The sequence below is a fragment of the Nocardia sp. NBC_00511 genome, from assembly GCF_045161165.1.
Lineage (GTDB): Bacteria > Actinomycetota > Actinomycetes > Mycobacteriales > Mycobacteriaceae > Nocardia.
Window position 1 is genome coordinate 4865832 of record NZ_CP107849.1, and the last position, 23859, is coordinate 4889690.

At 68.1% G+C, this 23859-nt stretch carries 23 protein-coding genes; 3 read left to right on the plus strand and 20 right to left on the minus strand.

Translation table 11 applies throughout. From position 1 onward, the window contains the following. Positions 1-2: 2 nt before the first annotated feature. The 12 genes from OG300_RS22835 to OG300_RS22890 all read right to left on the minus strand — a co-directional run bounded on the left by OG300_RS22835 (position 3) and on the right by OG300_RS22890 (position 11327). Positions 3-887 (minus strand): fumarylacetoacetate hydrolase family protein, encoded by an 885-nt coding sequence (locus OG300_RS22835; RefSeq protein WP_405484751.1) that lies wholly within the window; start codon positions 885-887, stop codon positions 3-5. Further along, positions 884-2056: a glycerate kinase gene (locus OG300_RS22840; RefSeq protein ID WP_405484753.1), complete on the minus strand. Its 1173-nt coding sequence runs from the start codon at positions 2054-2056 to the stop codon at positions 884-886. Before OG300_RS22840 ends, OG300_RS22835 begins: the two co-directional genes overlap by 4 nt. Before the next feature lie 14 nt (positions 2057-2070). Beyond that, entirely contained in the window at positions 2071-3849 is a 1779-nt protein-coding gene (gene gcl / locus OG300_RS22845; protein ID WP_405484755.1) for a glyoxylate carboligase, read from the minus strand. Between the two features lie 4 nt (positions 3850-3853). Further along, positions 3854-4744 (minus strand): 2-hydroxy-3-oxopropionate reductase, encoded by an 891-nt coding sequence (locus OG300_RS22850; RefSeq protein ID WP_405484757.1) that lies wholly within the window; start codon positions 4742-4744, stop codon positions 3854-3856. 39 nt (positions 4745-4783) lie between these two features. Then, a complete protein-coding gene (locus tag OG300_RS22855) occupies positions 4784-5605 on the minus strand; it encodes a hydroxypyruvate isomerase family protein (protein ID WP_405484759.1) in 822 nt (273 codons plus the stop codon). 148 nt (positions 5606-5753) lie between these two features. Further along, positions 5754-7160 carry a nucleobase:cation symporter-2 family protein gene (locus OG300_RS22860; protein WP_405484760.1) on the minus strand — a complete coding sequence of 469 codons (1407 nt, stop codon included), beginning with the start codon at positions 7158-7160 and terminating at the stop codon, positions 5754-5756. Positions 7161-7191: 31 nt separating this feature from the next. Next, positions 7192-8097 (minus strand): factor-independent urate hydroxylase, encoded by a 906-nt coding sequence (gene pucL / locus OG300_RS22865; RefSeq protein ID WP_405484762.1) that lies wholly within the window; start codon positions 8095-8097, stop codon positions 7192-7194. A 7-nt stretch (positions 8098-8104) separates the two neighbouring features. After that, positions 8105-8440, minus strand: a complete 336-nt coding sequence (gene uraH / locus OG300_RS22870; RefSeq protein WP_405484764.1) for a hydroxyisourate hydrolase — start codon at positions 8438-8440, stop codon at positions 8105-8107. Further along, positions 8437-8934: a 2-oxo-4-hydroxy-4-carboxy-5-ureidoimidazoline decarboxylase gene (gene uraD / locus OG300_RS22875; RefSeq protein WP_405484766.1), complete on the minus strand. Its 498-nt coding sequence runs from the start codon at positions 8932-8934 to the stop codon at positions 8437-8439. The genes uraH and uraD overlap by 4 nt, the downstream gene beginning before the upstream one ends. A gap of 247 nt (positions 8935-9181) precedes the next feature. Beyond that, the gene (locus OG300_RS22880) at positions 9182-10540 is read right to left on the minus strand and encodes a nucleobase:cation symporter-2 family protein (protein WP_405484768.1); all 1359 of its coding nucleotides are present in this window, start codon (positions 10538-10540) and stop codon (positions 9182-9184) included. A gap of 118 nt (positions 10541-10658) precedes the next feature. Next, positions 10659-11069 carry a helix-turn-helix domain-containing protein gene (locus OG300_RS22885; RefSeq protein WP_405484770.1) on the minus strand — a complete coding sequence of 137 codons (411 nt, stop codon included), beginning with the start codon at positions 11067-11069 and terminating at the stop codon, positions 10659-10661. Between the two features lie 18 nt (positions 11070-11087). Further along, entirely contained in the window at positions 11088-11327 is a 240-nt protein-coding gene (locus tag OG300_RS22890) for a thiamine-binding protein (protein WP_405484772.1), read from the minus strand. Positions 11328-11411: 84 nt separating this feature from the next. Between OG300_RS22890 and OG300_RS22895 the strand changes: the two genes are divergently transcribed. Both OG300_RS22895 and OG300_RS22900 read left to right on the plus strand, forming a co-directional pair. After that, positions 11412-12176 (plus strand): IclR family transcriptional regulator, encoded by a 765-nt coding sequence (locus OG300_RS22895; RefSeq protein WP_405484774.1) that lies wholly within the window; start codon positions 11412-11414, stop codon positions 12174-12176. Positions 12177-12345: 169 nt separating this feature from the next. Further along, entirely contained in the window at positions 12346-12864 is a 519-nt protein-coding gene (locus OG300_RS22900; RefSeq protein WP_405484776.1) for a CD225/dispanin family protein, read from the plus strand. Positions 12865-12958: 94 nt separating this feature from the next. Here OG300_RS22900 and OG300_RS22905 read toward each other — a convergent pair whose 3' ends face one another. The 8 genes from OG300_RS22905 to OG300_RS22940 all read right to left on the minus strand — a co-directional run bounded on the left by OG300_RS22905 (position 12959) and on the right by OG300_RS22940 (position 22611). Then, positions 12959-13996 (minus strand): isopenicillin N synthase family dioxygenase, encoded by a 1038-nt coding sequence (locus OG300_RS22905; protein ID WP_405484778.1) that lies wholly within the window; start codon positions 13994-13996, stop codon positions 12959-12961. After that, positions 13993-14664: a hypothetical protein gene (locus OG300_RS22910; RefSeq protein WP_405484780.1), complete on the minus strand. Its 672-nt coding sequence runs from the start codon at positions 14662-14664 to the stop codon at positions 13993-13995. The genes OG300_RS22905 and OG300_RS22910 overlap by 4 nt, the downstream gene beginning before the upstream one ends. After that, complete coding sequence (locus OG300_RS22915; protein WP_405484782.1) at positions 14661-15473, minus strand: N-acyl homoserine lactonase family protein; 813 nt, start codon at positions 15471-15473, stop codon at positions 14661-14663. Before OG300_RS22915 ends, OG300_RS22910 begins: the two co-directional genes overlap by 4 nt. A gap of 3 nt (positions 15474-15476) precedes the next feature. After that, the gene (locus tag OG300_RS22920; RefSeq protein WP_405484784.1) at positions 15477-17060 is read right to left on the minus strand and encodes an ABC transporter substrate-binding protein; all 1584 of its coding nucleotides are present in this window, start codon (positions 17058-17060) and stop codon (positions 15477-15479) included. A gap of 44 nt (positions 17061-17104) precedes the next feature. Next, positions 17105-18103, minus strand: a complete 999-nt coding sequence (locus OG300_RS22925; protein ID WP_405484786.1) for an ABC transporter permease — start codon at positions 18101-18103, stop codon at positions 17105-17107. A 1-nt stretch (position 18104) separates the two neighbouring features. Then, positions 18105-18971 carry an ABC transporter permease gene (locus OG300_RS22930; RefSeq protein ID WP_405484788.1) on the minus strand — a complete coding sequence of 289 codons (867 nt, stop codon included), beginning with the start codon at positions 18969-18971 and terminating at the stop codon, positions 18105-18107. Between the two features lies 1 nt (position 18972). Next, positions 18973-21084, minus strand: a complete 2112-nt coding sequence (locus OG300_RS22935; protein WP_405484790.1) for a dipeptide ABC transporter ATP-binding protein — start codon at positions 21082-21084, stop codon at positions 18973-18975. A gap of 159 nt (positions 21085-21243) precedes the next feature. Beyond that, the gene (locus OG300_RS22940; protein ID WP_405484792.1) at positions 21244-22611 is read right to left on the minus strand and encodes a DoxX family protein; all 1368 of its coding nucleotides are present in this window, start codon (positions 22609-22611) and stop codon (positions 21244-21246) included. 224 nt (positions 22612-22835) lie between these two features. Between OG300_RS22940 and OG300_RS22945 the strand changes: the two genes are divergently transcribed. After that, positions 22836-23825, plus strand: coding sequence for an alpha/beta hydrolase (locus tag OG300_RS22945; protein ID WP_405484794.1), 990 nt, complete (start codon positions 22836-22838; stop codon positions 23823-23825). The last annotated feature ends 34 nt before the right edge of the window (positions 23826-23859 follow it).

The window sequence follows — 23859 nt, forward strand, 5'->3', positions numbered from 1 at the left end:
GCTCAGACGTTTTCGAGATGCGGCCGGGCCTGCTTGCGCAGCCCGGTGGCGAGGGTCTGCTGCCGCCCCAACCCGGCGACCTCCGCGACGATGACATCGCCGTCACGCAGATACGGTTTCGGTTCCGGACGGCTGATGGCGACGCCCGCGGGTGTGCCGGTCAGGATCAGATCACCGGGTTCCAGGGTCATCAGCGAGCTCAGGTACACCAGCAGCTCACCGACTCCGGCGACCATGTCGCCGGTCGAACCAGCTTGCCGCTGTTCACCGTTCACCCACAGTTGCAGGCTCAGCGACTGCGGTTCGGCGACCTCGTCCGGTGTCACCAGCCACGGCCCGATGGGCGTGAAGGTGTCGAAGGACTTGCCCTTCACCCAGGTCGGTTCGCCCGCGATGCCGTCGCGCTCGGTGACATCGTTGGCCGTCACATAGCCGCCGACCGCCCCCAGCGCGGTGGCGGCGTCCGGGCAGTCGTGCAGGCGGCGGCCGATGACCACGCCGAGTTCGACCTCGTGGTCGGTGGTGGCCGCGCCCAGCGGCAGTTCGATGGCGTCGTAGGGACCGCTGACGGTGGTGCCCGGTTTGAGGAACACCACCGGCCGTTCCGGAATGGTGGCGCCGATGGCGGCGGCGTGGTCGGTGTAGTTGAGTCCGACGCCGATCACCTTGCCGGGCTTGACGATCGGCGCGCCGATCCGTGCGCCCGCGTCCACCTCGGGCAGCGTGCCGGACGCCAGCGCGCCCCGCACCGCGCCCAGCGCGGCCGGATCGTTCAGCAGTTCACCATCGATGTCCCGCACCATCGCGGACAGGTCGCGCAGGACACCTTGCGCGTCGATGGCGGCCGGTGTCTCCCGGCCCTTGGCTCCTACTCGCAGCAGCTTCACGCCACGCCTCCCGCTCGCTCGGATACTGTGGCCGCGACGCCGGGGCCGCCCGGCAGATGCGCTTCGGCGACGCGAACGCCCAACTGCTGCAACAGCATCGCCCCGGCACTCAGGCAGCGCTGCTCGTCGGGTTCGATCTCGATGAGCGAGTACGCCACCGAGATCCCCGCCTCGTGTAAACGGTTGTCGGGCAGGGTGTTACGGCCGCAGACCGCGACCACCGGCACGCCCGCAGCGCGTGCGGCGGCCGCGACCCCGGCCGGAGCCTTACCGTGCAGGGTCTGCTCGTCGAGCTTGCCCTCCCCGGTGACGACCAGGTCGACCCCGGCCACCTCGGCGTCGAAACCGACCAGTTCCAGCATCAATTCGATGCCGGGGCGCAGGCGGGCGCCGAGTACCGCGAGGGCGGCGAATCCGACGCCCCCCGCGGCCCCGGCGCCCGCCGCCTCCCGGCGTTCCGATCCGATCGCCGCCGTCAGCCGATCCGCCCACTGCCCGAGCGCGGCATCCAGTTCGGCGACCTGCGCCGGATCGGCGCCTTTCTGCGGGCCGTAGACGGCCGCGGCCCCGGTGGGGCCGGTGAGGGGATTGTCGACGTCACAGGCGACTGTGACCTCGACGCCGTCCATCAACTCGCGCAGGGAGGTCAGGTCGATGGACGCCACTCGGGTGAGAGCCGCTCCGCCGTCGCCGACGGGGTTGCCGTCGGCGTCCAGCAGGCGAGCACCGAGTGCCTCCAAAAGTCCTGCGCCACCGTCGGTTCCGGCGCTGCCGCCGATACCGAGCACGATGCGACGGCAGCCCGCGGCGACGGCGGCCGCGATCACCTCACCGGTGCCGCGACTGGTCGCGGTCATCGGATGCAGCTGCCCGCCGGGCAAGCGCACCAGTCCGGAGACGTCCGCCATCTCGATGACGGCGAGGTCGTCGCGCCGGGCGTAGGCGGTGAGCACCGGTTCCCCGGTGGGTCCCGACGCGGTCAAGGGCACCGCGTCGAAACCGGCCGCGAGGGCGGCGGCGACGGTGCCGTCACCGCCGTCGGCGACGGGCACCACCGATACCTCGGCGTCGGGACGGGCCCGCCGGATTCCGGCTCGTACGGCGGCTCCGACCTGCGCCGCGGTCAGCGAGCCCTTGAATTTGTCGGAGGCGATGAGCACACGAGCCATGGGGCGGAATCCTTTTAGTCCAGCGGGACGGTTGCGGTGGGGGCGTCGGCGAACGCGGAGGCCAGCTCCTCGAACTCCGTGATCGCGTCGATCCCGGCCGCACCCATGGACACATTGGTGACGCGCTCGAGGATGCACTCGACCACGACCGGCACCCGGTACTCGGCCATCAGTGACTTGGCCTTCTCGAACGCGGGACCGATGTCCTGCGGCTCGAAGACCCGAATCGCCTTGCAGCCCAGGCCTTCCGCGACCTTCACGTGGTCGACGCCGTAGCCGTTGACCTCGGGCGAGTTGATGTTCTCGAAGTCCAGCTGCACGTAGTAGTCCATGTCGAACGCCCGCTGCGCCTGACGGATCAGACCCAGGTACGAGTTGTTCACCAGCACATGGATATACGGGATGTTGAACTGTGCGCCGACGGCCAATTCCTCGATCAGGAACTGGAAGTCGTAGTCACCGGACAGCGCCACGACGGGCTCGTTCGGCACCGCGGTGGCCACGCCCAGGGCGGCGGGCAGGGTCCAGCCCAGCGGGCCGGCCTGACCGGCGTTGATCCAGTGCCGCGGCTTGTACACGTGCAGCATCTGCGACGCCTGGATCTGCGACAGACCGATCGTGGTGACGTAGCGGGTGTCCGGGCCGAACGCCTTGTTCATCTCTTCGTACACGCGCGCCGGCTTCAGCGGCACGTTCTCGAAGTGCGTCTTGCGCTGTCCGGTGGCGCGCTTGGCGCGCACCTGCTTCACCCAGTCGGCGTGGTCGGTCAGACCGCCCACCTTGTCCAGGGATTCGGCGACGGCGATGAACTGCTCCAGTGCGGCACCGGCATCGGAGACGACGCCGTAGTCGGGTGCGAACACCCGGCCGATCTGGGTCGGCTCGATGTCGACGTGCACGAAGGTGCGGTCCTTGGTGTAGACGTCGAGCGCGCCGGTGTGGCGGTTGGCCCACCGGTTACCGATGCCCAGCACGAAGTCCGCCGCCAGCAGCGCCTCGTTGCCGTAGATGTGCGAGGTCTGCAGACCGACCATGCCCGCGTTCAGCTCGTGGTCGTCGGGAATGGTGCCCCAGCCCATCAGGGTCGGGACCACCGGAACACCGGTCAGCTCAGCGAATTTCACCAGCAGCTCGTCGGCATCGGCGTTGATGATGCCGCCGCCGGCGATGATCAGCGGACGCTTCGCGGCGTTCAGCATGGCCAGCACCTTGGCGGCCTGCGCCGGGGTGGCGGCCGGACGGGCCACGGGCAGCGGCTCGTAGGTCTCGATGTCGAATTCGATCTCGGCCAGCTGCACGTCGATCGGCAGGTCCAGCAGCACCGGGCCCGGACGGCCTTCGCGCATCAGCCAGAACGCCTTCTGGAACGCGCCGGGGACCTGGGCGGGCTCCAGCACGGTGTGCGCCCACTTCGCCAAAGGCTTTGCGATGGAGGCGATGTCGACGGCCTGGAAGTCTTCCTTGTGCAGCTTGGCCACCGGAGCCTGACCGGTGATGCACAGGATCGGAATGGAATCCGCGCTGGCGGCGTAGAGCCCGGTCACCATGTCGGTGCCCGCGGGACCCGAGGTGCCGATGCAGATGCCGATGTTGCCGGGCTGCGCCCGGGTGAAGCCCTCGGCCATGTGCGAGGCGGCCTCGACGTGGCGGGCCAGCACGTGCTTGATGCCGCCGTGCTTCTTCATGGCCGAGTAGAACGGGTTGATCGCGGCGCCGGGCAGGCCGAAAGCCTGTGTGGCCCCTTCCTTTTCCAGGATCAGGACCGCCGCGTCGACGGTGCGCATGCGTGCCATGTGTCTAGTTCTCCTTGTCCAGCTTGCCGCTCAGGCGCTCGACGCCGCGCAGCAGGGCCGAGTGGTCCAGGTGGCCGTCGCCGTTGGCGCGGGCCGAGGCGACCAGCTGCGCGATCAGCGAGCCGGCGGGGGTCACCAGACCGGCCTCGCGGGCGGCCGAGGTGAAGATGCCCATGTCCTTGTGGTGCAGGTCGATCCGGAAGCCCGGCGCGAACTCGCGGTTGATCATCTTGTCGCGCTTCTGGGTCAGCACGGACGAACCGGCGAGACCACCGTTGAGCACGTCCAGGGCCGGGCCCAGCTCGACGCCGTAGGCCTCGAGGAAGACCACGGCCTCGGCTACGGCCTGGATGTTGGACGCCACGATGAGCTGGTTGGCGGCCTTCACGGTCTGGCCCGCACCGTTGGTGCCCACGTGCACGACGGTCTTGCCGACCAGGCTGAAAACCGGCTCGGCGGCGGCGAAGTCGTCGGCCGACCCGCCGACCATGATCGACAGGGTGGCGTTGACCGCACCCGGCTGACCACCGGAGACCGGCGCGTCGAGCAGGCGGAAGCCACGCTCGGCGGCCTGCTTGGCCAGGTCCTGGGTGACATCCGGGCGGATGCTGGAGAAGTCGATGATCAGCGCGCCGGGCTCGGCGGTCTCGAAGACACCCTTCTCACCGGCGAGCACCTCCTGCACGTGCGGGGAGTCCGGCACCATCACGGCGATGACGTCCGCGCCGCGCACGGCGTCGGCGATCGAGGTGACGGCGCGGCCGCCCGCGTCGACCAGCGGCTGGGCCGCGGTCGCGTTGCGGTCGAAGCCCTTGACGGTGTGGCCACCGTTCTGCAGGTGGACGGCCATCGGGCTGCCCATGATGCCGAGGCCGATGAAAGCGATTGTGCTCATTATCTTTTCCCTAAGTCGTTGTGAATCAGTGTCTTTGGACTACTTGGCGGCGCGGCGCTCGCGCGGCAGCCAGTCGAAGGCGTCCACGGACGCGCCGGACGGCTTGTACTCGAGGCCGACCCAGCCCCGGTAGCCGCCCGACCAGAGGTCTACGAGCTGCAGCTCGAGCTGGAGTTCGCCGGTGCCCGGCTCGTTGCGGCCCGGGTTGTCGGCGATCTGCACGTGGGCGACGCGAGCTGTGTGCTCGGCGATCACCTTGTCCACGTCGTCGCCGTTCACGGCCAGGTGGTAGAGGTCGGCGAGCAGGCCGATGTTGGAGACACCGGAGTGCGCCTGCACCTTGTCGATGACGCCGAGGGCGTCGGCGGCGGTGAGCAGCGGGTAGCGGGGCGCGCCGCTGACCGGCTCGACCAGGATGGTCGCGCCGATGCGGGCGGCGGCCAGGGCGGCGGCCGAGAGGTTCTCGACAGCCAACTCGTCCTGCTGCGCGGCGGTGGCGTCGTCGACGCGGTTGCCGTAGAGGGCGTTGAAGGCCTTGGTGCCCAGGCGCTCTCCGATGCCGACGGTCACATCGATGTTGTCCTTGAACTCCGCGGACCGCGCGGGCCAGGACACCAGGCCGCGGTCGCCGCCGGGCATGTCACCGGCGAAGAAGTTGAGGCCGATCAGCTGGATGCCCGCGTTCTGGATGGCGGACACGAAGGCGTCCACGTCCTTGTCCGAGGGCACGGCCTCGGCGAAGGGCCACCAGAACTCGGCGGCGTCGAATCCGGCCTGCCGCACGGCTTCCGGGCGCTCCAGGATGGGCAGTTCGGTGAACAGGATCGAGGCGTTCACCGCGTAGTTCAGCGAGTGGGTCATTGCGAATCCCTCCAGGTCGTTCCGCATTATTTTCCGCAATGCGGAAATGTTTTTCTGGGATATGAAAATGCTAATGCTCCCAGAACGGCCCAGTCAAGGAGTTCCGGGAGCTACCAGCCGGTATATATGACCGGGCTCCCCGCGAGGATCAGTCGCGAATGTCGTCGTCGAGGCGATCGCCCAGACGATCACGGGAATCGTCGGCCGCCGCGAACACCGAAGCGCCGGGCTTGTTTCCCCGCTTGATCTCGTTGAAGAGCAGGTTCAACACGATGGCCACGATCGCCGTCGCGCTGATGCCGGAGTGCATGATCACCCCGAGCCAGGTCGGGAACTTGTCCCAGAACGTCGGCGCGGCAATCGGAATCAGTCCGACACCCATCGCCACCGCGACGATCACCATGTTCAGGTTGTCGTTGAAGTCCACCCGCGCCAGCGTGCGCACCCCACTTGCCGCGACGGATCCGAACAGCACGATCCCCGCGCCGCCGAGCACCGGATACGGAATCCCGGCCACCACCGCGCCGACCACCGGGAACAGGCCCAGCAACACCAGCACCAAACCGCCTGCGGCGACCACGAATCGGCTCTTGATGCCGGTCAGCGCCACCAGCCCCACGTTCTGCGCGAACGCGCTGCACGGGAAGCTGCCGAACACCGGGGCCACCGTGGTGGAGAGCATGTCGGCCCGCAGACCGGCCGCCACCCGCTTGGAATCGACCTCGGTGCCGACGATCTCACCGATGGCGAGGATGTCGGCGGTGGTCTCGGTCATGATCACCAGGATCACGATGGTCATCGACACGATCGCCCCGACCTGGAAGGTCGGCGATCCGAAATGCATGATCGGCGGCAACGCCACGATCTTGGTGTGGGCGACCGCGGAGAAGTCGGCTCGGCCGGTGACCACAGCCAGCAGGGTGCCCGCGATCAGGCCGATCAGAATCGACAGCCGCGAGATCGCGCCCTGGAACAGGCGACTGATCACCAGAATGATCAGCAACGTCAGGCCCGCGAAGGCGATATTGCCCATCGACCCGTACTCGGCCGATTTCCGGTCGTTGCCCATCGCCCACTGAAATGCCGTGGGCAGCAACGAGAGTCCGATCACCGTGATGATCGTGCCGGTCACCACGGCCGGGAACAGCCGCACCAGCTTCGCGAAGAACGACGACAGTACCAGCCCGATGACACCGGCAACGATGATCGAGCCGAAGACCGAGCGCAGCCCGTCCTGGCTCGCGATCGTCACCATGGTCGAGACGCTGGCGAACGAAATGCCTTGCACGATGGGCAATCTGGAGCCGACCGGCCCGATGCCCAGGGTTTGCAGCAGGGTGGCCAGTCCCGAGACGAACAGGCCCGCTGTCACCAGCAGCGCCATATCCGTCACCGAGAGCCCGGCCGCACCACCCACGATGAGCGGCGGCGCGATCACGCCGCCGTACATCGTCAGGATGTGCTGGGTTCCGTAGACCGCCAACTGGCCGAAGGGATGTCGTGCGTCCTCGGGCCGGGTGACGGTCACTTCCACGCGGCTCTGGTCGTCGCCCATCGCCGCACCTCCTAGATCAGCAGCAGCCGGATCAGCAAAAGCCGGGGGTGGCGAGCCACGCGTTACCCGGCTCGACGGCGTCGTCGCGCTCGACGGTGGCCTCGATCAGGCCGTAGGGACGGTCCGCGGCGATGAAGACCTCGCCCGGGTTGTCCACGTGGAAGGGGCTCAGGTCCACCAGGAAGTGATGCTTGTTCGGTGCGGAGAAACGGATCTCGGCGACCTCGGTGTGCTGCTCGAGCACCGCGCGGCCCATGGAGTACAGGGTCTGCTGCAGCGCCATCGAGTGCACCACCGCGAACTGGCGCAGGATGGTCTTGAGGATGGTCTCGTAGGACTTGTCCCAGTCCACATTGGTGTGGTTGTAGCGCCACTTGGCCACCAGCGAGGTCGCCATGATGCGGTCGTTGGTCGGCTGCAGGGTGGTGTACTTGTCCTTGAAGAACCCGTGGAACTCCGAGCCGGTGGTCTTGAGCAGCGTGAGGTCGCGGACACCGGATACCACGTGCGCCACCCGGTCCGGGCCGACGCCGTCGATGTTCACCACGGTGGTGCGAATACCGCGGCCGGACTTCACGAACGAGTGGTCGTGCTCTTCGCCGTCGACCTGGATGCGATCCCAGGAGTACTCCTCGATCTCGACGCGGGCACCGGTGGCGGTGGGGGCGCGGGAGATGAAGTGGTCGGCGAGGGTGATGCCGAAGTCCTCGATCGCGTTGACGCCCTTCTCCTTCGCGAAGGAGAAGGCGGTGTTCTTCTGGGTGTCGGTGGGCAGCACGTCGCCCTGGTCACCGGTGATGTGGGCGTCGGTGAAGTCGCCGCGCAGCGCGGAGGAGACGTTCAGATCGCGGATCTGATGGCGGGGGGTGTCACGGTAGACGCGCACGACGCGGTTCTCGGCCTTGCCGTACTGGTTCTGTCCCAGCTTGATTGCCATGTCGATCTCAGCTTCCTCGGTAGGTGGAATAGGCGAAGGGGCTCATCAGCAGGGGCACGTGGTAGTGCTCGCCCGCTGCGCCGGCCACGGTGAAGGTGATCGCGACCGACGGATAGAAATACGTCTGCTGTGTTGCGGCGGAATAGGTTTCGATGTCGAAGGTGAGGCGGTAGTTGCCGGCCTCGAGACCTTCCGGGCCGAGATCCTTGATCCGGCCGTCGTCATCGGTCTTGCCCTCGGCCAGGATTCGAGCCGACGGGGTGAGCTGCTCGAGCCGGACCGGAACGCCCGCCGCGGGCTTGCCGAGTGCGGAATCCAGGATGTGCGTGGTGATCGTGCTCATGCGGTGAACACCTTTCGCAGGCGCAGGACGGCGATCTTGCGCAGTTCCTCGGCGACCTCGGCCGCCTCGGTGGCGTCGTCGTTGGTGAGACGGCGGGTCAGGCTCGCGAGGATCTGCTCGGCGGAGAGCCCGGTGGCGCAGATCAGGAAGACCCGGCCGAAGCGCTGTTCGTAGGCGAGGTTGCCGTCCAGGAGTTGCGCGGCGACGTCCGCGTCATCGCTGACTCCGGACTGTTCCTGTCGCGACCACTTGGAGTGGGTGTCGGTGCCGGAGACGCGGTCGCCGATGCGGGGGTGCGCGGCCAGGGCGCGTTCCACATCGGGTCCGGCCAGTCCGGCGGCGAGTTCGCTCGCGGTGGCCAGGACGCCGTCGATGTCGGCGTACGGGCGGGCCCGCAGTACCGCGTCGGCCCAGGCGGGCACATCGCAGCAGGCCAGCAGTTCGGGCCAGAGCTCTTCGCTGGCTCGCGAGTTGAACTCGTTCAACGTCACCATCGGCGGTTACCTCTCTCGGATAACGGAAGGGTCATTCCGCTACCCGAGAAGAGTGGCACGGGCCACAAGCGTTCGTCAACATTTTGTTGAAAATATACGTGAACCGCAGGTCAAGCAGGTTTCACCATACCAAGTCGACGGTCCAGCAAATCTACAGCACTCGCCAACGCAGGCGGCGGTGGGCAGCCCGTACAGGCCACCCACCGCCGATTCCCCTCAATGCGGGATCACCGCGCCCTCGCGGGCATCAGGACCCCTGTGCCGCCGCCTCCAGGCCCACGGCCTCACCACGCGCCCGGAACAGCTGGTGCAGGACCACCGCCGCCAGACAGCCCGCGCTGATACCCGAGGCCATGATGATCGACACCGGACCCGGCAGTCCGGCGTAGAAGGACGGCGCGACAGTGGGCGTCATGCCGATGAACAGCGCGACACCGACGATCAGTGAATTGATCGGATCGTGCAGATCCGCCTTGGCCAGCGTGCGGATACCACTGGCCGCCACGGTCCCGAACAGCACCAGACCGGTGCCGCCCAGCGCGGGCTTGGGCACCAGCTCGACCACCGCACCCGCCACCGGGAACACGCCCAGCAGCACCAGCAGCGCCCCGCTCGCGGCCACCACGTAGCGGCTGTACATCCGGGTCAGCGCGACCAGACCGACGTTCTGAGCGAAAGCGCCACAGGCGAATCCACCCAGCAGCGAACTCAATAGGGTGCCGAGTCCGGCGGCCCGCAAACCACCCGCGATGTGATGCTCCTCGGCGGGCCGATCGACGATCTCACCGAGCGCGATCATGGTCGCGGTGCTCTCGGTCATCACCACCAACATGACGATGCACAGCGAGACGATCGCACCGATCTGAAAGATGGGTCCGCCGAAGTGCATCGGCGACGGGAAGCCGATCAGCGCGCTGGCGTGCACCGGCGCGGTGTCGATCAGCCCCAGCGGCCAGCCCAGCAGCGAACCCGCCACCAATCCGATCAGCAGCGCCAACTGACGGCCGAAACCCTTCAGGAAGCGGTGACACAGCAGCACCACCACCAGCGAAAAGCCCGCTACGACAAGGTTCTTCATCGGCACGTGCGCCGAAGCCGTCGCGCCCTCCCCGGCCCCGCTGATCCAGCCCAGCGCGACCGGCAGCAGCGACAGGCCGATCAGCGCGATGACGGTGCCGCCCACGATCGGCGGGAAGAAGCGGCGCAGCCGCGAGAAATACGGTGCCGCGAAAACCGCCAGCATGCCCGCGATCAGGGTCGCGCCGAAGATGACCGGCAGCGCCTCCCCGGGTGCGGCTTCCTTGGCGATGGCCAGGATCGGCCCGACCGCGGCGAAGGAACCGCCGTTGATCAACGGCATCCGCGCCCCGAATTTCCACCAGCCCAGTGACTGCAGCAGGGTGGCCAGGCCCGCGGTGAACAGGCTCGCGGTGATGAGCAGAACCGTTTCGCGCGAACTCAATCCGACCGCCGCACCGACGATCAGCGGGGGTGCCACCACGCCCGCGACCATGGCCGCGATGTGCTGCAGGCCGCCCGCGAGCAACTGCCAGGGCGGGGGTACGGCATCGACCGGATGTCGTTCGGGCGCTTCGGAACTCGCCATTGACGCAACCTCTCTCGGATAGCGGAAGGGTCATTCCGCCATCCGAGAAGAGTGGCATGGGCCACATAGGTCGTCAACAAGATGTTGAACTATATATCTATCGCGCGACCGACAGGAATCAGGCCCGCTCGCGATTGAGGTAGTTGTAGACGGTGAACCGGGTGACCCCCAGCGCCGCGGCCACGGTCTCGGCCGACTTGCGAAAGGTGAACGCGCCCCGCTCCTCCAGCAATCGGACGGCACGCTGCTTGTCCACCCGCGGCAGCGCGGCCAGCTCGCCGCCGAGCTCCCCCGCCACCTCGTCGAGCAGCCGTTCCAGACCGCCGATCGAATCCGATTCCGGCGCCGCCACACCCACGTCGACGGGCACGAAACGCACGCAGGCCAGGGTCTCGCCCTCCCACACCACGGGAATGTCGTCGGCGCCGCGCTCCTGCGCGGACACCAGTCGGCCGCCGGTCCGTTCCAGGATCGGGGCGATGGTCAGCAGCACCGGGTGGGACTCGTTCAGCGGCGAACGTTCGGTCATCGTGTTCGTCCTGCCGTTTCAATCATCGTGTTCGACCTGCATGGTGACCCGGGTCGCGCCGTGCGCGAACGCGGTCACCATGATCTGGCCCAGCACCGGCAGCAGGTCGGTGTCCGACCCGGAGACCGAGGTGCCCAGCGGGCCGAAATCGCAGTCCAGACCGGCCGATTCGGCCAGCTCGAGCGCGGCCACCGCATGCGGCGGGGCCTCCCCTTCGCCGTGGAATGGTTCGGTCGTGAACTCCGCGCGCAACCGCATGCGCCCCAGGCTACTGGGCTGGATCACACGATCTACCATCTGGCTTAGAATTCCGGCATTCGGAAAAGTGAAGGAGGACCGGGAGTGCCCGCAGCGAAGCAGCCGAAGGGCAGCACCGGGGGCGTGCAATCGATCGAGCGCGCGTTCGGACTGCTCGAGCTGATGGCCGACGAGGGCGGCATGATGGGCCTGTCGCAGCTGGCCACCCAATCGGGGCTGCCGCTGCCCACCATCCACCGGCTGGTGCGCACCCTGGTCGACCTCGGCTACCTGCATCAGGAACCGTCCCGCAAATATGTGCTGGGCCCCAAGCTGATCAAGCTCGGTGAGAGTTCCTCGCAAATGCTCAGCGTGCTGGCCCGCCCGCATCTGACCCGGCTGGTCGACGAACTCGGCGAGTCCGCGAACATGGCGATGCTGGACGGCGATCAGATCGTCTACGTGGCGCAGGTGCAGTCGCGCCATTCCATGCGCATGTTCACCGAGGTGGGCCGTCGCGCGCTGCCGCACTGCACCGCGGTCGGCAAGGCCATCCTGGCCGGACTCCCCCGCGAGCTGACCCGAGACCTGTTGGCGCGCACCGGAATGCCCCGCTACACCGACACCACCATCACCGATCCGAACGAGTTCGCCGCCCAGCTCGAGGTGGCCGCCCGTACCGGATTCGCCATGGACGAGGGTGAGCAGGAGATGGGTGTCCGCTGTGTTGCCGTGGCGGTCCCCAAGGCGCCCGCCCGGCTGGCCATCTCGATCTCGGGTCCGGTGGGCCGGATGACCGAACCACTCGTCGACCGGGCCGCGCCGCTGCTCATCGAGGTCGCCGAGGCCCTCTCCGACGATCTTCGCTGAGCCGAACCGGAGTTTGCGGGCGTGTCGCGGGGCGGGCTTGCCGCCTCGGACCCGCCCCGTAGCAAGCTCACCGGCGGTTCACCGTGAATTACCAGGCAGCGAGCGCGTAATCGACCTCATCACAGGTCGCGAATCCTCGCGGACCAGGCAATTCGAAAAGGACCCCGCCATGCCCACCCCCGACCCGGAGGCCACGGCCCCCATTTCCGAACAACCGCCGACCACAGCGGTCGAACCCGCGCCCGCCACCGCACTGCCGGTGGTCCGGCCCGCCAACAACGTCGGCTGGGCGGTGGCCTCGCTGCTGTTCTTCTGGCCGCTGTCCTTCTCGGCGTTCACCCACGCCTTCAACGTCTTCCCGCTCTGGAGCGAAGGCGACGAGGAAGGCGCCCGCCACGCCTCCCACCGCGCCCGCTACCTTGGCATCCTGTCCCTGATCATCGGCGGAATCCTGTTCGCGCTCTTCGTGATCGCCTACCTCGTGATGATGTTCGTCCTCATGCGCCACGGCCATCACGGCCACCACGGCGGCTGGGGCAACGGCGGCGGTCACCACGGCGGCCACGGCGGCGGTCAGCACGGCAACGGCATGACCCATCGCCCCATGATGGGCAACGGCGGCGCCCCCCGCATGAGTGTCCCCACCCCGACCACCACCCCCACCCCGACTCCGACCCCCACGCACTGACGTAGCGACCCGGTCCGGGTCCCTGCCGACGGGGCGGCAGGGACCCGATACCGCTGCGTCACAACGAAATCCAGCAGCCCGTACCGGGGAACGGTCAGGAGGCGTGCTGGCGGGCCTCCTGACCGAAGGAGCCGACGGGCAGGGAACCGGCCGGGAGTTCGAGCTCGCCCGACTCCAGCCGTCGCCGTAGGTAGCGGAAGATCTGGGCGGTCTGGGCGAAGAGGTGTTCACCGGCACGCAGTGGGGCGCGCTGGGCGCGGTCGGGTGAGATGAACTGTGGCAGTGGCTGAACCACGGTGTCGTAGTCGACATTGAAGAACAGGGGGAAGGAGTAGCGCTCCTCCTTCACCTTGCGAACCCGATGGGTGGTGGCGACGAATTCGCCGTCGGTCCACAGTTCGAGCATGTCGCCGATATTGATGACGAAGGTGTCCGGCAGCGGCGGTACGTCGATCCACTGTCCGGCCCCGTTGAGCACCTCGAGTCCGGGCGCGGTGGGTTTGAGCAGGGTGAAGCATTCGAAGTCGCTGTGTGCGCCGATGCCGACCGCGTCGTCGGCGGCCGGGTTGTACGGGTAGTGGATGAGGCGCAGCTGGCTGGGCGTCTTGGTGGCGTAGCGCAGGAAGGTGTCCGGGTCCTCGTCCAATGCGATGGCGAAGGCCCACAGCAACTGTCGCCCGATATCGATGACAGCCTGGTAGTAGGCGGTCACCGTGGCGTCGAAGCCCGGCAGCTCGGGCCAGACATTGGGGCCGAGCATGGGGTTTCCGGCCAGGTGGTCCGGATCGTCGGCGGGCAGGTCGAGTGCGGTGTCGAAGGCTTCCTTCAGATCGGGTTTGACCTCGTCCATGCCCTCCTCGCCGGTCGGCACGTAGCCGCGGTGGCAGCGCGACAATCCGATGTAGGACCGCATCTTCTCCTCCAGCGGCAGCGCGAAGAACGCCTCGGTGGCCGCCAGCAGTTCATCGAAGAGCGCCGGATCGATCCCGGTTCCGCTGATGTAGAAGAACCCGACTTCCCTTGCCGCCTTGCCGATTTCGTCGGCGACGGCGCGGCGATCGGCGAGATCACCGGAGCGCAGCCCGGCGATGTCGATCACCGGAACCGAGGTGAAAGGGGTCACTGTACTCATGACGTCACGTTTCCTTCCGTGTAGAGGATCCGCCATTCCTGTTGGGTCGCGGCCCAGAGTGGTTGCAGGACTTGCCCTTCCCGATGAGGTAGCGAGGAATCGGTGATCAGCCATTCGCCGTCGGTGACCGTGCCGAGCGAAAGCTCGACGCCCCCTGCGGCTGCACGGTGCGCCCAGCCGAACAGCGCGCCCACCCGCAGCACCAGGGCGAGACTGCCGTCTGGCGCTTCGAGATCCATCGCCCAGCAGGGTCCGGGCGTGGCGGTCCGGGTCCAATGCTCGAAATAGTCGGCGTGCACGCCGATTTCGACGAGCACGTCACCGGAGTAGCTCATCGAGCCCTCGTCGGGATGCGGCCCCGGCGGCTGTAGCTCGATCCGCCGCTGCCAGTGGAAGATGTCCGCGCGCTGGGTGAGTGTGCCCGCGAAACCGTCCTGGGTGTCGAGCCATGCCCGCTGCTCAGCGGTCATCCCGGCGACGTCGCGCACACCGGAGAAGTCCGGCCGCTCGGTGGCCCGGCGCAGATCCACGAACCGCGTGATGCCTTGCAGCCAGCGCACATCCGTCGTGGTGTCGTGTGATCCACTGGGATCTACCAGCAGGGTGCGCTGCCACAACCCCGCGCAGTCGGCCATCGACACCGCCCGGCGGGTCTCCCCCGCCGTCATCCGCCGAACCGCTCGTGGAAGTGCGTGGTCCAGTGCGGCCAGGCATGCGGATCGTGGCCGGGAATCAGCGGATACCCGAGGTCGGCGGCGAGCTTCTTGAGCTTGCGGATCGGCTCGATGGTGTCGCGCGCCTCGACCCCGACGAACCCGCCGATGGCCAGTTCGTGCTCGATGTTCTCGGTGAGATCGGCGGCGTCGAAGGCGAATACGAAGCCGCCGCCGCCCACCGACCGGTCCAGCTCCACCACGAAACTCTGGTGGCCCGGGGTGTGGCCGTAGGTCGGCACGGCGCGGATGCCGGGCGCGATCTCGGCTTCCCCATCAGCCAGCCGCCAGTCGATGCGTGGATCGTCGTAGTCGATACGCGCCATCGCATGATGCTCCGGCTCAGGGTGATTGGACATGCCGTACTCGAGCTCGCGGCGCTGCGCGTGCACCGGCACCTTGCCCGCGAACAGTTTCAGCCCGCCCGCGTGATCGTGGTGCAGGTGGCTGACCGCGACCGCGTGGATGTCGTCGATGTCGATGCCGATGTCGTGCAACGACTCCTCGATCGGCTCCCCCGGTCCGGGCAGCACCGGAATGTACTCGACGCTGGGATAGAAGCGCCGATACAGCGCGGGGTCGCGGATCAGGGCGGTGTTGAAGCCGGTGTCGAGCAGCACCCAGCCGCCGTCGGTCTGCAGCAGCACGCCCGGGGTCGGCTCGCGCAGCCGCTCGTGTTGCGGAGTGCCGTGCACGGAAATGGCTTTGGGCAGATCCTCCCAGCCGAGGGTCAGCAGGACGATGCGGCGTACCGATCCACTCATGGCTCAGCCCACCGACAGCGCGGCCAGCCGCAGCGAGTTCGGCTCGGTCACCATGTGCGCCTCGGTCACGCCCTTCAGCCACGGCTGGGCGACCACGAAATCGTCGACATCGGCGATATTGAGCCAGCATCCGGTCGCCGACGCCTGGGCGGCGGCGTGCGAGAAGACGTCGTCCGAGCCGGTGCCGCGCCCCTCCGACAGCGAGGCGGTGAGATCGGGCGCGGAGCAGTTGAGATAGTTCAATCCGCCGTCGGGATCGAAGTTGATGTGCCCCCAGGTGTACGGCGACGGCGCGTCGGGCCAGCCCGCCAGCAGCAGCATTTCGGGGGCGTCGTCGGCGCTGGTCCCGGGCCAGCCGTAGATCTGCGAGGTGGGGTAGCCCTGCACCTTCGCCGTGATGCCGACGGTGGCCAGCTGCGTCTGCACCAGGTTGCCGACCAGCTGGTTGTCGGGATTGCTGGAGTCGTAGCCGATGGTGACGGTCTTCTTGTCGGCGGGCAGCCCCGAGACGATCTTGGCCAGCGCCGAAGTGTCGTGCGGGATCGTCTGTTTCGCGTATTGTGCCGCCATCATGTTCGGCGGATACACCTGCGCGCCGGCCTTGCCGCGACCGGAATAGGTCTGCTGGACGATCTGATTCACGTCGATCGATTGCAGCAGTGCGGTGCGGGCGGCTTGATCGGTGAACATGCCCTTGTGTGGGTTCACGTAGAAGTAGTTCGACATCATCGTGGGCAGTGAGTAGGTCGCGAACTTGCTGTTGCCGAGGTAGGACGCCACCGCCGGGGAGGGCAGGTCGTGCAGCACCGCGGCCAGCTGCCCGTTGTCGAATTGCAGCTGCTGCGAGGAGGTGTCGGTGACGACCGGCAGATCCACCGTGGTGAAGTACGGCTTCGCACCCCAGTAGTCGTCGAAAGCGCCCAGGCCGTAATGGGATCCGACCTTGGCGTCGGTGAGCGTGTACGGCCCGGTGCCAAGATCGTGTGTGGTCAGATAGTTCTGGTCGTGGTCGGATCCGGCGTTGGTGGCCAGTCCGGTCGGGCTGAGCATGCGCGGCCCGTACGGTGAGGCCAGGTAGTCCAGGAACACCGCGTTCGGTGCTTTGAGGGTGATGGTGGCCGCGAAATCGCCCTGGGTGGTGACGGATTCGATGTCGGAGACCATGTAGGCGGGGCCCTGGTTCACCGCCAGCCGACGATCGAAGGACGCCTTGATCGCCGCCGAGGTGAAGGGCGTGCCGTCATGGAACTTCACGCCCTGCCGCAGTGCGAAAGTGAAGACCTTGTTGTCGGGCGAGGCGGTCCAGGAGGTGGCCAGCAGCGGTTGCAGCTGCGCCTTCTCGGTGCCGGGCGCGAATTGCAGCAGGCCCTCGTAGATATTGGTGGTGAGCAGCAGCCCCTGCCCGGCGTAGTAGACGTCCGGGTCCGGCGGCTGGCCCGGATCCTGCAGGAACGACAGGTGCAGCACCTTGTCGGTGGGCGCGGCATTGGGGGTCTTGTCGTTGCCACTGCCGCAGGCGGTGAGGGTCAGGAGTGCGGCGGAGGCGAAAGCCGTTGCGGTGAGCAGACATCGGGCGGGGCGGATCATGGCGGTTCCTTCGGTGACGATGTGATGGAAGGTTCGGGGGCGTGTCAGACGGTGACGACGCGGGGATCGGCGGCCGCCTGCAACAGGTCGACGACGGTGTTGATGACGACGTAGGTGGCGCCCAGCAGCAGGGTGACCCCCGCGATGGCCGGGAAGTCGGCGACCGGGATGCTCTGCGCGATGTACTGGCCGACACCCGGCCAGCCGAACACCTGCTCGACCACCAGCACTCCCGAGAACATCAGTCCCACTTGCAATCCCGTCATCGACAGCGCCGCGCCGACACAGTTGCGCAGCACGTGCCGCAGCAGGATGCGGGCCGGTCCGAGCCCCTTCGCCTTCGCGGTACGGGCATAGTCGCTGTCCACATCGGTGAGCAGACTCGAACGCAGCACCCGGCCGATGGCCACCGCCGGACCGAGCGCGATCACCAGCGCGGGCAGGATCAGGTGGTCGAGCGCATCGCCGACCACGTCGAACCGCCCGGCCAGCAGACCGTCCACGGTGAGCAATCCCGTTGGGCCCGTTGGCGCTCCGCCGATCGAGGACCGGCCGTTGGCGGGCACCCAGCCGAGCTGCTTGTAGAAGACGATCAGGCCGAGAATGCTCAGCAAGAACATGGGTGTCGACGCACCGGTGAACAGCACCGCGCGCAGCACGCCGGAGCCGGGCCAGCGCAGGGTGGTGGCGAAGGCCAGCAGGGTCGCCAGCAGCAGCGCGATCACCAGGGCGTAGAGCGCCAGCTCCAGCGTCGCAGGCACGAAGTTCGCCAGATCGGTGCTGACCGGGCGGCGGGTGCGATAGGAAGTGCCGAAGTCGCCGTGCGCGGCCGCGGTCAGATAGTGCCAGAACTGCACGGGCAGTGGCCGATCCAGGCCGAGCTCGTGCCGCCGGGCGGCGATCGCCGCCTGCGAGGCGGACCCGCCCAGCTGGGCGTGCACCGGATCCAGTGGCGAAATGCGTTGCAGGACGAACATGACCGCGGTCAGGGCGACGAGGATCGCGACCATGGCGGCCAGGCGGGAGATCACGAAACCGCGCACCTTACCGCTCCTTCTTCATCAGGTTGCGCAGGCAGTCCCCGGCGACCGTGCCGATCAACGCCAGCACCGTGACGCCGAGGCCCGGCATCACCGGAATCCACCACTGCTGCAGGAAGTAACCGAGATTGCGAGCCGCGTCCGCGCCGAGTTCCGGTGCGGGCGCGGGCTGCCCGAGACCGAGGAACGACAGCGAGCTCAGGGTGAGGATCAAGGTGCCCAGGTCGAGACTGGCCGCCACCAGCGCACCGGGCGCGGCCCCCGGCAGCAGATGCCGGACCGCGAGCCGGATCGGCCCCACCCCGGCCAGTTTCGCCGCCTCGACGTGTGGTCGCGCGGCGAGCGCCGCGACCTCACCGCGCACCAGTCGCGCGTAGAACGGCCACCAGACAATGGCCACCGCGAACAGCGTGTGCGTGAAACCCGGTCCGAGCGCGGCGACCACGGCGATGGCGAGCACCGGCCCCGGCAGCGCCAGGAAGCCGTCGGTGATCCGCATCAGCAGCGCGTCGATCCAGCGCCCGGCCGCCCCCGCGATCAACCCGACCAACCCGCCCACCAGCAGCCCGCTCGCCACCACGGCGAGCGCGGCGAACCAGCTGGCCCGCATGCCGTAGAGCACTCGGCTGAGCAGGTCGCGGCCGATACTGTCGGTGCCGAGCAGGAATCCGCCCTGACCGGGCGGGCGCAGCGGCATGCCGACCGGCACCAGCGGATCGTGCGGCGCGAGCAGCGGCACCGCGAGCGCGACCAGGGTCACCACCACGAGCAGCGACACCCCGGCCCAGTTCAGCGCATTCGGAAACGAGCGCGGCACCACCGTGATTCGGGTGCTGCGGACCCGCGTGAGCGCGGGCAGTGCGACGGCCATCTCAGCTCACCTTCTCTTCGATACAGGCGACCTGGTGAGTGCCGCCGGGGATGCCCTCGAGCCGCAGTTCGAGCCGGTCGTCGTGACAGGTCGGGACGGCGGCCGGACAGCGCGGATGGAAGGCGCAGCCCGAGGGCGGCGAGAGCGGGCTGGCGGGTTCGCCGCGCGGCGCCACCGGCACTCGCCCGGGTTCCGGCACCGACGAGATCAGCGCCCGGGTGTACGGGTGCACCGGATTGCCGAGAACCTCGTCGGCAGTACCGATCTCGACGATGCGACCCAGATACATGACGGCGATTCGATCGGCCACCACCCGGGCCACCGCCAGATCGTGGGTGACGAACACGACCGCCATGTCCAGGCTGCGACGCAATTCGCCGATCAGGTTGATCACCGAGGCGGCCAGGGAGACATCGAGGGCGCTGGTCGGCTCGTCGCACAGCAGCAGGGACGGCGGCACCACGGTGGCGCGGGCCAGCGAAACCCGTTGCCGCTGACCACCCGACAGCTGCTCGGCTCGCGCCCGCGCCACCTCCGGCATCAGCCCGACGCGCTGGAGCGAATCGGTGACGGCCCGAGCCCGCTCGGCCCGCGACAGCCCCGATCGCAGCAGTCGCTCGGATATCAACTCGCCCACCGACATCCACGGCGTCAGCGACGCGCCCGCATCCTGGAACACCATTTGCGGCCGCTGCCCGTCCGACAGCGCGACCGTGCCGCTGGAGGCACGCTCGAGTCCCGCGATCACCCGCAACAGCGTGGACTTACCGCATCCGCTCTCCCCCACCAGCGCCACGGATTCCCCGCGCTCGACAGTCAGCGATACCCGCCGCAGCGCGTGCAGCGTGGTGCGGCGGCGAATCCCGCCCACCGCAAAGGCTTTCGTGACGTCGTGCAGGGACACCACCGGAGCGGCTCGCACCTCAGCGGAGACCGACTCCACAGGTGCGACAGGACTGCCGTTCGACAGGGGATGACCCTCCCGCTGCTCGACACGCGAGTCCGGCTGTGGCTCGCGATCGACGTCAGACGCGGCGACGGCAGCGGGGGCGTGAGGCGCGGCGACGGGAGAGCCGGCAGCGGGCGCGGGCACCGAGAACCCCGACGAAGCATCACTCGCGAGTGATGCCGGAACAGTCTCCAGCTCATCGCTTGTCGGCACGATGCACGCGGACGTGCGGTGCTCCGAGATCGGAACCGAGTCGGGCGGCCGGGTCTCGCACGCGGCGGTGGTGTGTGCGCAGCGGGGCGCGAAGGCACAGCCGGGCAGCGGCGTGGCAGGGCTGGGCACCTCACCCGGCAGCGAGGCCAGCCGTTGCGTGCGTGGAGTTCTCAGTGTCAGCCGCGAGCGCAGCAGGCCGCGGGTGTACGGGTGGGCAGGCGTGCCGAGCACGTCGGCGGTCGGCCCGGTCTCCGCGATCCGACCGGCGTAGAGCACCGCGAGCCGATCCGAGATCTGTGCCGCGACACCCAGATCGTGGGTGATCAGCAGGATTCCGCAACCCAGCTCGTCGCGAATCCCGCGCAGCAGGGCGAGCACCTGCGCCTGCACGGTGACGTCCAGGGCGGTCGTCGGCTCGTCCGCCACAATGAGTTCCGGCCGGCCCGCGATCGCCATGGCGATCATGACCCGCTGCCGCAGACCGCCCGAGAGCTGGTGCGGGTAACTGCGCATCCGCTGCTTCGGTTCGGGAATGCCCACCGCCGCCAGCAGCCGTTCCGCCTCGGCGGCCGACCCGGCGGCCTCGATCACCTGCCTGCCGATCCGCATCGTCGGATTCAGCGATGTCATCGGATCCTGGAAGACCGCTCCGAGATCCAGCCGCCGCACCCGCGCCCGGTCGCGGTCCGCGCCGCGGGCCATATCCGTCTCACCGACGGTCACCGTCCCGTCCACACGGGCCGAGGCCGGTAGCAATCCCAGTAGGGAGAAGCCGAGAACGCTCTTCCCGGAACCGGATTCACCGACCAGCCCCAGGATCTCACCCCGCCGCACCGCGAGCGAGACCCCGCGCAGCGCGTGCAGGTCGCGACCAGCCCGCCGGAAGGTGACCCGGAGATCGCGAATGGTCGCCACGTCGGTCACCATCGGATCCAGCAATGAAGTGCCCATGAACGCTCCTACCGATCAACCTGTCAACCGATAGTTTTTCGGGCCAGTCGCGTTTTCCGATGACGTGCGCGTATCACTTACGCTGCCGCCGGTAACTTCTGGATTGCCGCGCGTTTCTGTCGAATGACAGAAACCTGTCCGCCTCCCCGCGCGGGCGAATCAGCGCAGGTAGGGGGCTGGCTGAACCCAGTGGAACCCGCGCGCGACGACCGGATAGCGGTTCAGGTCAACGGCTTCCAACGCCATGTGCACCGAGCGGCCGCCGAGCGAGCCGTCCAGGATCAGGCGATCGGGTTGCGGCTGCTGGTATCCGAATATCGCGATGGTGGTGCGCACGGCCGGGTCGGCCGAGAGCGAGATGGTGTGGTGATCGGTGTCGACACGGGCGTAGAACGCGATCTGGGAATCGTTCATCCGCTGGATGGTGACCGCCTCGGGGACATCGAAGATGATGCGCCGGAAGCGTTCCGAGCCGATGGTCGCGGGATTCGGCTCACTGTCACCGAAATCGACGACCGCGGGCAATTCCTTTCCCGCCGAAGTGAATTCGGTGATATTCCAGATGCCGTACAGCGGCGAGTGCGGGCGGGCGCTGCCGTAGAGATGCCAGCCGTCGTTGGCCTCGCTGATCGCGGCGAACAGCAGCCACACCCCGAAGATCGCCTGCAGGACCACCAGCAGGCGATTACCGCGTACCACCCCGAGTAGCGGAACCGTCGTCCGAACGGGGACCGCCAGCCCGAGCAGTGCCGCGACGATCCGCCGGATATCGGGTGCCGCCAGCACCGCCGAGAAGGCGAGCAGCTGCAGCGAGAACAGCTTCACCGGCACATCGAACGTGAGGTTCATCAGCGCCACCTGCAACGTCACGATGAACGCCAGGATCGCGCCCAATCCGGCGGTGCGCGGCAACACCAGCAGCAGCGCAGCGGTCACTTCCGCTGCGCCCAAGGCGATCTCGTACGGCTCCGACACCGAGGTCTGCGCCCACAGCACCCCCATCGGGCTCAGGTCGCCGAACGGTTCCACCAATCGCCCCAGGTTGAACGACATCTGGGTGGGCAGCACCTTGACCATCCCGTACAGCAGCAGCGCGCTGACCAGCGAGACGCGCAACAGCAGCCGGAACCATTCGTAGAGCCGCCGGTAGTCCGCCCGCCGTCGATCCAGCAGCGACCACACCGCGGTGGCGATCACCGCGACCAGCAGCCAGCTCACCATCGACACCCATTGCGCCGCCGTGTCTCCGCTGCCGGTCACCCGGTAGTCGGTCGGCGCGTCGAAGACGTGCGCACCCAGCCAGTTGGTGAGCGGGAACAGCGCCAGCCACCGGGCCACCTCGGTCACCGTCTGCACCGGCACCCAGAGCGTCCGGATCAGGGCGTGTACCAGCCACGTTCCCGCCATCCCCACGCCCACGTACACGAACGCGAACCGGAAGACCAGTCGTGCCAGCGGATGCCAGCGCGGCGGCCGCACCCGCTCCGGTTCCGCGATTCTCAGCTCGGTCGGCAACTGCGCTACCACATCGATCCCCTCAAAGCTGTGCTGCCAAATCCTCTGCGGCCCAGAATGTTAAGGAGCTTCGCGAAGTCTGCGAATCCGGGAAATATGGTGCCCCCGCGTCCGGTGCCCCCATTTTTCGTGCCCCCGCCGATCATGTCGCGGGGCGTCGCGACCGCCTATGCTCCGAGTCGCGCGCGTAGCCGATTCGAGGCTCCGGGCGCGGGTGAGCGGGAAGGAACTCGTCGTTGTCTCGATCGAGCGCATGGGGCTCGGCCCTGGTCGCCGCCGCCATGCTGGCCGGGCCGACCATCGCGCACGCCGACGAACCCGCACCGGTGTCCCGCCTCGAGAGCATCGACAAGGGTGCCGCGCCGTACTGGAATGTCGGCGTGTACTCCGCGGCCATGGACAAAACCATTCCGCTGCAGGTGTATCGCGCCGCCTCGCCGTCGGCGCCGGTGCTGTACCTGCTCAACGGCGTGGACGGCGGGGTCACCGACGCGGGCTGGTCCGGCACCACCGATGTGGCGAACTTCGTGCGCGACAAGGACGTCACCGTCGTCATCCCGATCGGCGGCAACGGCTCGTACTACACCGATTGGCGCGCCGACGATCCGGTGCTGGGCCGCAACAAATGGGCCACCTTCCTGACCGCGGAACTGCCGCCGATCGTCGACGCCGCGCTGGGCGGCAACGGGCGCAACGCCATCGCCGGAATCTCCATGGCGGGCGCGTCGGTGCTGCAACTGGCCGCCGCCGCTCCCGGCCTGTACCGCGCCGCCGCGTCCTACAGCGGGTGCGCGCGCACCAGCGACCCGATGGGTCAGGCCCTGGTGCGCCTCGTGGTCGACATGAAGGCGCACGGCAACGCCGACAACATGTGGGGTCCGTCGTCCGATCCGGCCTGGCTGGAGCACGACACCTACGAGCACGCCGACCGGCTGCGCGGTCTCGCCCTCTACCTGTCGACCGGTTCCGGCGTCCCCGGCCCGCTCGACGTGCCCAGCGCCCCCGGCATCAACGGTGACCCCGAGCTCTACGCCCAGCAGATGACGGTCGGCGCGCTGATCGAAGCGGTCATGCAGAACTGCACGATCCAGTTGCGCGACAAGCTGAACTCGCTCGACATCCCCGCCACCTACAAGTTCCGCTCCGGCACCCACACCTGGGCGTACTGGCAGGAAGACCTGCACGACTCGTGGACGACGACACTCGCTCCGGCACTGGGCCTCTGACGGCCGGTTCATTACCCGATGCGTAATTGTTTCC

What these genes read in the sequence shown, in the direction of transcription:
- uraH (WP_405484764.1), bottom strand. Translation starts at nt 8,440, where the DNA reads ATGAGCACGATCACCACGCACATCCTGGATTCCGCACTCGGCAAGCCC.
- OG300_RS22840 (WP_405484753.1), bottom strand. Translation starts at nt 2,056, where the DNA reads ATGGCTCGTGTGCTCATCGCCTCCGACAAATTCAAGGGCTCGCTGACC.
- OG300_RS22930 (WP_405484788.1), bottom strand. Translation starts at nt 18,971, where the DNA reads ATGGCCGTCGCACTGCCCGCGCTCACGCGGGTCCGCAGCACCCGAATC.
- OG300_RS22905 (WP_405484778.1), bottom strand. Translation starts at nt 13,996, where the DNA reads ATGAGTACAGTGACCCCTTTCACCTCGGTTCCGGTGATCGACATCGCC.
- OG300_RS22850 (WP_405484757.1), bottom strand. Translation starts at nt 4,744, where the DNA reads ATGAGCACAATCGCTTTCATCGGCCTCGGCATCATGGGCAGCCCGATG.
- OG300_RS22900 (WP_405484776.1), top strand. Translation starts at nt 12,346, where the DNA reads ATGCCCACCCCCGACCCGGAGGCCACGGCCCCCATTTCCGAACAACCG.
- OG300_RS22920 (WP_405484784.1), bottom strand. Translation starts at nt 17,060, where the DNA reads ATGATCCGCCCCGCCCGATGTCTGCTCACCGCAACGGCTTTCGCCTCC.
- OG300_RS22885 (WP_405484770.1), bottom strand. Translation starts at nt 11,069, where the DNA reads ATGACCGAACGTTCGCCGCTGAACGAGTCCCACCCGGTGCTGCTGACC.
- OG300_RS22860 (WP_405484760.1), bottom strand. Translation starts at nt 7,160, where the DNA reads ATGGGCGACGACCAGAGCCGCGTGGAAGTGACCGTCACCCGGCCCGAG.
- OG300_RS22915 (WP_405484782.1), bottom strand. Translation starts at nt 15,473, where the DNA reads ATGAGTGGATCGGTACGCCGCATCGTCCTGCTGACCCTCGGCTGGGAG.
- pucL (WP_405484762.1), bottom strand. Translation starts at nt 8,097, where the DNA reads ATGGCAATCAAGCTGGGACAGAACCAGTACGGCAAGGCCGAGAACCGC.
- OG300_RS22910 (WP_405484780.1), bottom strand. Translation starts at nt 14,664, where the DNA reads ATGACGGCGGGGGAGACCCGCCGGGCGGTGTCGATGGCCGACTGCGCG.
- OG300_RS22855 (WP_405484759.1), bottom strand. Translation starts at nt 5,605, where the DNA reads ATGACCCACTCGCTGAACTACGCGGTGAACGCCTCGATCCTGTTCACC.
- OG300_RS22890 (WP_405484772.1), bottom strand. Translation starts at nt 11,327, where the DNA reads ATGCGGTTGCGCGCGGAGTTCACGACCGAACCATTCCACGGCGAAGGG.
- OG300_RS22880 (WP_405484768.1), bottom strand. Translation starts at nt 10,540, where the DNA reads ATGGCGAGTTCCGAAGCGCCCGAACGACATCCGGTCGATGCCGTACCC.
- OG300_RS22935 (WP_405484790.1), bottom strand. Translation starts at nt 21,084, where the DNA reads ATGGGCACTTCATTGCTGGATCCGATGGTGACCGACGTGGCGACCATT.
- uraD (WP_405484766.1), bottom strand. Translation starts at nt 8,934, where the DNA reads ATGGTGACGTTGAACGAGTTCAACTCGCGAGCCAGCGAAGAGCTCTGG.
- gcl (WP_405484755.1), bottom strand. Translation starts at nt 3,849, where the DNA reads ATGGCACGCATGCGCACCGTCGACGCGGCGGTCCTGATCCTGGAAAAG.